This window comes from Propionicimonas sp. (assembly GCF_047606205.1).
In the GTDB taxonomy this organism is placed as follows: Bacteria; Actinomycetota; Actinomycetes; order Propionibacteriales; family Propionibacteriaceae; genus Propionicimonas.
In genome coordinates, this window is sequence record NZ_JASGES010000100.1 from 1 (window position 1) to 6,650 (window position 6,650).

Annotated in this window: 8 protein-coding genes; all 8 read right to left on the minus strand. The window is 71.0% G+C overall.

What is annotated here, in order from left to right:
• A partial coding sequence (locus QM633_RS06625) for a cation:proton antiporter (RefSeq protein WP_415152947.1) occupies positions 1-315 on the minus strand: 315 nt, incomplete at its 3' end.
• Complete coding sequence (locus tag QM633_RS06630; protein WP_415152948.1) at positions 312-713, minus strand: hypothetical protein; 402 nt, start codon at positions 711-713, stop codon at positions 312-314. The genes QM633_RS06630 and QM633_RS06625, both read right to left, overlap by 4 nt.
• Before the next feature lie 145 nt (positions 714-858).
• On the minus strand, positions 859-2,067 hold the full coding sequence (gene rlmN, locus QM633_RS06635; RefSeq protein WP_415152953.1) for a 23S rRNA (adenine(2503)-C(2))-methyltransferase RlmN: 1,209 nt from the start codon (positions 2,065-2,067) through the stop codon (positions 859-861).
• Positions 2,061-2,936 (minus strand): phosphatidate cytidylyltransferase, encoded by an 876-nt coding sequence (locus QM633_RS06640; RefSeq protein ID WP_415152949.1) that lies wholly within the window; start codon positions 2,934-2,936, stop codon positions 2,061-2,063. Before QM633_RS06640 ends, rlmN begins: the two co-directional genes overlap by 7 nt.
• Positions 2,937-3,491, minus strand: a complete 555-nt coding sequence (frr, locus tag QM633_RS06645) for a ribosome recycling factor (protein ID WP_415152954.1) — start codon at positions 3,489-3,491, stop codon at positions 2,937-2,939.
• 35 nt (positions 3,492-3,526) lie between these two features.
• On the minus strand, positions 3,527-4,240 hold the full coding sequence (gene pyrH / locus QM633_RS06650) for a UMP kinase (protein WP_415152950.1): 714 nt from the start codon (positions 4,238-4,240) through the stop codon (positions 3,527-3,529).
• 125 nt (positions 4,241-4,365) lie between these two features.
• On the minus strand, positions 4,366-5,184 hold the full coding sequence (gene tsf / locus QM633_RS06655; protein WP_415152951.1) for a translation elongation factor Ts: 819 nt from the start codon (positions 5,182-5,184) through the stop codon (positions 4,366-4,368).
• Between the two features lie 13 nt (positions 5,185-5,197).
• Complete coding sequence (gene rpsB / locus QM633_RS06660) at positions 5,198-6,214, minus strand: 30S ribosomal protein S2 (protein ID WP_415152952.1); 1,017 nt, start codon at positions 6,212-6,214, stop codon at positions 5,198-5,200.
• Positions 6,215-6,650 lie beyond the last annotated feature (436 nt).

Sequence of the window (6,650 nt, forward strand, 5' to 3'; positions counted from 1 at the left end):
GCCGAGCCCCAGCGGCACGGCGAGGACGCCGACGGCGACCGCCCGCAGCGCGCCGGCGCGCAGTCCGCCGGCCATCGCCCTCTGCCGGATCGGGACGTGCGTGCCGGCGACGAACATCACCAGGGCGAAGCCGACCTGGGCGAGGAAGGACAGCGTCGCGTCGTCCGGGTCGACCACCCCCAGACCGGTCCGGCCGAGCAGGACGCCGACCAGCAACTCGCCGATCACCACCGGGATGGGCACCCTCCGGTTGAGGCTGACGATCGGCCCGAGCATGGCCACCGCGCAGATCAGCGCGAGCAGCGCGAAGCTCACCGGTCCACCACCAGGCAGGGGATGTCGGTGTTCTCGTCGGTGTGGTAGCACGCGCACACCCGGTGGTAGCCGTCGGCGATCTCCAGCCGCAGGCCCTGCGCGAGCACCCCGCGCACGAGCAGGATCGGGGACAGCGCCGCCCCGGACCGGAGCTTCGCCAGGTCGGACGCGACGTGCGGGTTGGACGCACCGAGCAGTGGCAGTTGCGCGGCTCGCAGGATGTCCTTCGCCTTGGCGTGCACGAGGCTCGCCGTCTTCAGCTTCGCGACCAGCGCCTCGACGCTCGCCCCGTCGGCGACCAGGCCGAGGTAGGACGCGGCCGCCGGGTAGTCATGGTCCTGCGGCGCGTCGAGCCAGCGCACCGCGGCCGCGGGCACGGCCTTCCTGACCTTTGCCACGCTGTCTCCTCCCGACGGGACGCCGAAACTCTACGCGCGCCGACCGAGGCGTCCCGAGGGGCAGCACCGCGCTCGGAGCGCGTGGAGCTCAACCCCGATCCGGCGGCGACGGGGTCGCGTGGCGGACGCAGGAACGGATCAGGGATCAGGCGCCCTGGGCGGCGAGCTGGCCGCAGGCGCCGTCGATCTCGCGGCCGCGGGTGTCGCGGACGGTGACGGCGACGCCGCGAGCCTCCAGCCTGCGCACGAAGGCGTCCTCGTCGGAGCGGCGGGACGCCGTCCAGCGGGAGCCGGGGGTCGGGTTCAGCGGGATCAGGTTGACGTGCACCCAGCCGTAGCCGGTGCCGGCCAGCAGGTCGGCGAGCGCGTCGGCCCGCCAGGCCTGGTCGTTGACGTCGCGGATCAGCGCGTACTCGATCGACACCCTGCGGCCGGTCGCATCGAAGTAGCCCCGCGCCGCGTTCACCACGTCGCGAGCGTTCCAGCGGGTGTTGATCGGGCACAGTTCGTCGCGCAGGTCGTCGTCGGGGGCGTGCAGGCTCACCGCCAGGGTGACCGGCAGTCCCTCCGCGGTCAGCCGCTGGATCTGCGGCACCAGGCCCACGGTCGAGATGGTGACGCCGCGGGCCGAGACGCCCAGGCCGTCCGGTGCGGGCGCGACCATCGTCCGCACGGCGCGCAGGACGGCGGTGTAGTTCGCCATCGGCTCGCCCATGCCCATGAACACGATGTTGTTGATCCGGCCCGGCCCGCCCGGCACCTCGCCGTCACGCAGCCGGCGCGCGGCGTCCACCACCTGGGCGAGGATCTCACCCGTGCTGAGGTTGCGCTGCAGGCCGCCCTGCCCGGTCGCACAGAAGGGGCACGCCATCCCGCAGCCCGCCTGGGACGAGATGCAGACGGTCGCGCGCTCCCTGCCGGAACCACTCGCCCGGACACCGGGGACGCCGTAGCGCATCAGGACGCTCTCCACCAGAGAACCGTCGTGCAGGCGCCACAGCGTCTTCACCGTCGTGCCGCCGTCGGCCGACTGGTCGCGCACCCGCTCCAGCAGGGACGGGGCGAACCGGGCGGCGAGCACCTCGCGTTCCCGCTTCGGGATGTCCGTCCAGCCGGACGGGTCGGCTTCCAGCCGCTCGAAGAGGTGGCGGGTCAGCTGGCCCGCCCGGAACCTCGGCAGCCCGAGGGCAGCGATCTCGTCCGCCCGCTGCGCCGCGTCGAGGTCGGCCCAGTGCAGCGGCGGCTTGCCGCGCCGGGGTGCGCCCAGGGCGAGCGGGACGGTGCGTCCGGCCTCGGCGTGAGCCACCGACTCCGCGTAGGCCGACACCTCCTCCGGCGTCAGGCCGGTCACCAGGCCACCCCGGAGAGGACGAACACCAGCCACGCCGCCGGCGCGGCGACCAGCGTGGAGTCCAGGCGGTCCATCACCCCGCCGTGACCGGGCAGGAACGAGCTCATGTCCTTGATCCCCACGTCCCGCTTGATCAGCGACTCGATCAGGTCGCCGGCCGTCCCGGTGATCACGACGACCACCGCGAGCAGCAGGCCGAACCACCAGGCCTGGTGCAGCACGTAGACGCTGAGCAGGATGCCGAGGACGCTCGCCAGTGCGACCGAACCGGCCATTCCCTCCCAGGTCTTCTTCGGGCTGATGTTGGGGGCCATCGCATGCCGGCCCAGCGTCGCGCCCGCCGCGTACCCGCCGACGTCGCTGGCGACCACGCAGACGAACACGGCCACCACCTTCGCCACCCCGTGTTCCTCGGCCAGGATCAGCCCGACGAAGGACGCCAGCAGCGGGATGTAGCCGATGATGAACAGGCTCGCCGCACTGTCCTTGACATAGTTCTCCGCGCCGCCGAACATCCGCCAGATCAACGCCAGCAGCACCGTCCCGCCGATCGTGCCGAGCAGCACGACATGCCAGGGCACCCTGGACACGGACTGGAGCGCGGCGGCGGCGTAGGAGCCACCGATGATCGCGACGTTGCCGATCACGACGGGAAGGATGGCCGAACGCATCCCGATCCGCAGCAGCGCCTGGTGCACCTCGATCGTGCCCAGGCTGGTCAGCGCGACCAGCAGGACGATGAAGCCCACCGGCCACCAGGCGAGCGTGATCACCACGTAGATGAACAGGCCCAGCCCCACCGCGATGGCCGCGGGCAGGTCCCGGCCGGCGCGCGAGGCGCGCGGACCGGGCTGCGGGTCGCTGCCGGCCATTCAGACCTCCAGCAGTTCTGCTTCCTTGGCCTTCAGCAGTTCGTCGACGCTGTCGACGTGCTTCCTGGTCGCGGCCTCCAGCTGCTTCTCCGCCCCGCGGGCGTCGTCCTCGCTGATCTCCTTGTCCTTGACCAGCTTGTTCACGCTCTCGATGCCGTGCCTGCGGACGTTCCGGACGGCGACCCTGGCCTCCTCGGCCTTGTGGCGGGCGAGCTTGATGTACTCCTTGCGCCGTTCCTCGGTGAGCTGCGGCATGACCAGGCGGATCACGTTGCCGTCGTTGGCCGGATTCACGCCGAGGTCGGAGTCGCGGATCGCCTTCTCGATGCCGGCCATCGCGCCGCGGTCGAACGGGCTGATCAGCACCGTGCGGGCCTCCGGCACCTGGAAGGTGGCCAGCTGCTGCAGCGGCGTCGGCGCCCCGTAGTAGTCCACCATCAGCTTGTTGAACATCGCCGGGTGCGCCCGGCCCGTCCGGATCGCCGCGAACTCCTCGCGGGCGTGGTCGACCGCGGCGACCATCTTGTGCTCGGCGTCCTTGATGATCTCGTCGATCACGAGGTCCCTTCCCTTCGATTTCTCCCGCGCGCTCACGCGTGCAGGGTGGTTCCGATCTTCTCACCTGCGACGACCCGCGCGATGTTCCCCGGCACTCCCAGGTCGAAGAAGACCATCGGCAGCCGGTAGTCCCGGGCCAGGCTGATCGCGGTCGCGTCCGCCACCTTCAGGTCCCGGGACAGGAAGTCGTCGTAGGTGAGATCGTCGAACTTCCTCGCGTCCGGGTTCGTCCGCGGGTCGGCGTCGTAGACGCCGTCGGTGCCCTGCTTGGCCATCAGCAGCACGTCCGCGTGAGTCTCCAGTGCCCGCTGCGCGGCCACCGTGTCGGTGGAGAAGAACGGCATCCCCGAGCCGGCGCCGAAGATCACCACCCTGCCCTTGTCGAGGTGCCGGATGGCGCGCAGCGGGATGTACGGCTCGGCCACCTGACCCATGGCGATCGCGGTCTGGACGCGGCTCGCGGCGCCCGCCTTCTCGAGGAAGTCCTGCAGGGCGAGGCTGTTCATCACCGTACCGAGCATGCCCATGTAGTCGGCCCGCGCCCTGTCCATGCCGCGGGTCTGCAGTTCCGCCCCACGGAAGAAGTTGCCGCCACCGGTGACGATCGAGACCTGCACGCCGGAGGCGACCACGCCCGCGATCTCCGCCGCGATGGCGGCGATCACGTCCGGGTCGACCCCCAGCTTGCCGCCACCGAAGGCCTCGCCGGAGAGCTTCAGCAGGACTCGGCGGTAGGGACTGGTCATTGGGGATCCTCCAGGGCGGTCGCGGGCGGCGTCGTCGGGTCGGGGCGCCTGCCCCACCCTAATGGACGCAGGATGCCGGAGCGGCCGCCCAGCAGAGCTGGACGGCCGCCACGGGTGGGTCTGGCTCAGGCGCCGGCGGCGAACCGCACGAAGCGCTTGACCTCGACGCCGTTCTTCTTCAGCAGCTGGCCGACGGACAGCTTGTCGTCGGACACGCTCGGCTGCTCGACCAGGACGACCTCCTTGAAGAAGCCGCCCAGACGGCCCTCGACGATGCGCGGGATGATCGCCTCCGGCTTGCCCTCCTCCTTGGCGGTCAGCTCGGCGATGTGCCGCTCGTTGGCGACCACGTCGGCCGGCACCTCCTCGCGCGTGACCCACTGCGGGGACATCGCCGCGATCTGGTGCGCGATCCCGCGGATGAAGGTCGGGTCCTGGGTGCCCGAGTACTCGATCATCACCCCGACCTGCGGCGGCAGGTCCTGCGACCGCTTGTGCAGGTAGATGTCGACCGGGCCGGCGTAGGTGGCCGAGTTGGCCAGTTCGAGCTTCTCGCCGATCTTGGCGGAGAGTTCGTTGACGGCATCCTGGACGGTCTTGCCGGACGGGAGCGCGACCGCGCTGGCCGCCTCGACGCCGTGCGCGCCGGCCGCGTCCACCGCGGCGGCGATCTGGGCGGCGAGTTCCATGAACTCGTCGTTCTTCGCCACGAAGTCGGTCTCGGCACCCAGCTGGATGACGGTCCTGCCGGACGAGGCGACCAGGCCGTTGCTGGCCTCGCGGTCGCTCCGCTTGGCCATCTTCGCCTGGCCCGAGACCCGCAGGATCTCGACGGCGGCGTCGAAGTCGCCGTCGGCCTCGGTGAGGGCCTTCTTCGCGTCCATCATCCCGGCGCCCGTGGCGTCACGGAGCTTCTTGACGTCCGCGGCAGTGATCGTTGCCATTCTCTTCCGTTCCTTACTTGGTCTTCTTGGCGGGCTTGGCTGCGGCCGGCTCGGCCACCTCGGCCTCGGCGACGGGCTCGGCCACCTCGGCGGCAGCCTCCACCGCAGGCTCGACCTCCTCGGCGGCAGCCTCCTCGGCGGCCTCGACCTCCGCGGCAGCCTCCGCCTGGGCCGCCACCTCCGCCACGGCGCCGTCCACCGCGTCGGCAAGCTGGTTGGCCTGCAGGTCACTGCCCTCGAGGGCCTCGGCCTCGGAGACCGGCGTGTTGTCGGCCGTGGCCAGCAGGTCGCGCTCCCAGTCGGGCATGGGCTCTGCCTCCTCGCCGGTGGCGGCACCGGAGGAGCGGGCGAGCAGACCCTCGGCCACGGCGTCCGCGAGCACCCGGGTGAGCAGGGCGACGGAGCGGATCGCGTCGTCGTTGCCGGGGATCGGGAAGTCGACCTGGTCGGGGTCGCAGTTGGTGTCGAGGATGCCGACGATCGGGATCCTCAGCTTGCGGGCCTCGTCGATCGCCAGGTGCTCCTTGTTGGTGTCGACCACCCAGATCGCCTGCGGCAGCTTGTGCATGTCACGGATGCCGCCCAGGGTCTTGGCCAGCTTCTCCTTCTTGCGCTTCTGCTGCAGCAGTTCCTTCTTGGTCAGCCCGGAGGAGGCGACGTCGTCGAAGTTGATGCCCTCGAGCTCCTTCATCTTCGCGATCCGCTTGCTGATCGTGCCGAAGTTGGTCAGCATGCCGCCCAGCCAGCGCTGGTTCACGTAGGGCATCCCGACCCGGGTCGCCTGCTCGGCGATCGCCTCCTGGGCCTGCTTCTTGGTGCCGATGAACAGCACCTGGCCGCCCCTGGCGACGGTGTCCTTGACGAAGCCGTAGGCGGTGTCGATGTAGGAGAGCGACTGCTGCAGGTCGATGATGTAGATGCCGTTGCGCTCGGTGAAGATGAACTTCTTCATCTTGGGGTTCCAGCGACGGGTCTGGTGCCCGAAGTGGACGCCGCTGTCGAGCAGCTGGCGCGTGGTGACGACGGCCATGGCCGTTCCTTTCTGCGCGGGGGGCGGACGCGGCCGCCGAACCCGCTTGGGTTGTCCGGGCCGAACTCTTCGACCCGCCTGACGCGGTCGCCGGTGGCCCACCCATTGCTGGGACCGCGGGGCCGGCCCGCCCGTGGCGGAATGCCCGTGGCGGAATGACTGCGTGCGAAGTCGCCCCGGATCGGTCCGGGACGCTCCGGCCATCCTACGCGTCGGACCGGCGCCGCCACCAATCGGGGTTTTCCACAGGTGCGCGGCTCCCTGCGCGTCGTCCACAAGCGGAGGAACCGGGTGAGCGCCGGCGACGTCGGCGGCCGAGGATGCGGGCATGACGAAGCTGCGAATCGTGGTCCTGGCGGTGCTGGCCGCGTGGCTGTGGGCTGCCGGGGCCGTCGCCCCCGCCGCCGCGGGGCCGGCCGCCGTGCTGCCGCTCGAC

Coding starts and splice junctions, on each gene's coding strand:
- QM633_RS06640 (WP_415152949.1), bottom strand. CDS start 2,936: ATGGCCGGCAGCGACCCGCAGCCCGGTCCGCGCGCCTCGCGCGCCGGC.
- rpsB (WP_415152952.1), bottom strand. CDS start 6,214: ATGGCCGTCGTCACCACGCGCCAGCTGCTCGACAGCGGCGTCCACTTC.
- tsf (WP_415152951.1), bottom strand. CDS start 5,184: ATGGCAACGATCACTGCCGCGGACGTCAAGAAGCTCCGTGACGCCACG.
- pyrH (WP_415152950.1), bottom strand. CDS start 4,240: ATGACCAGTCCCTACCGCCGAGTCCTGCTGAAGCTCTCCGGCGAGGCC.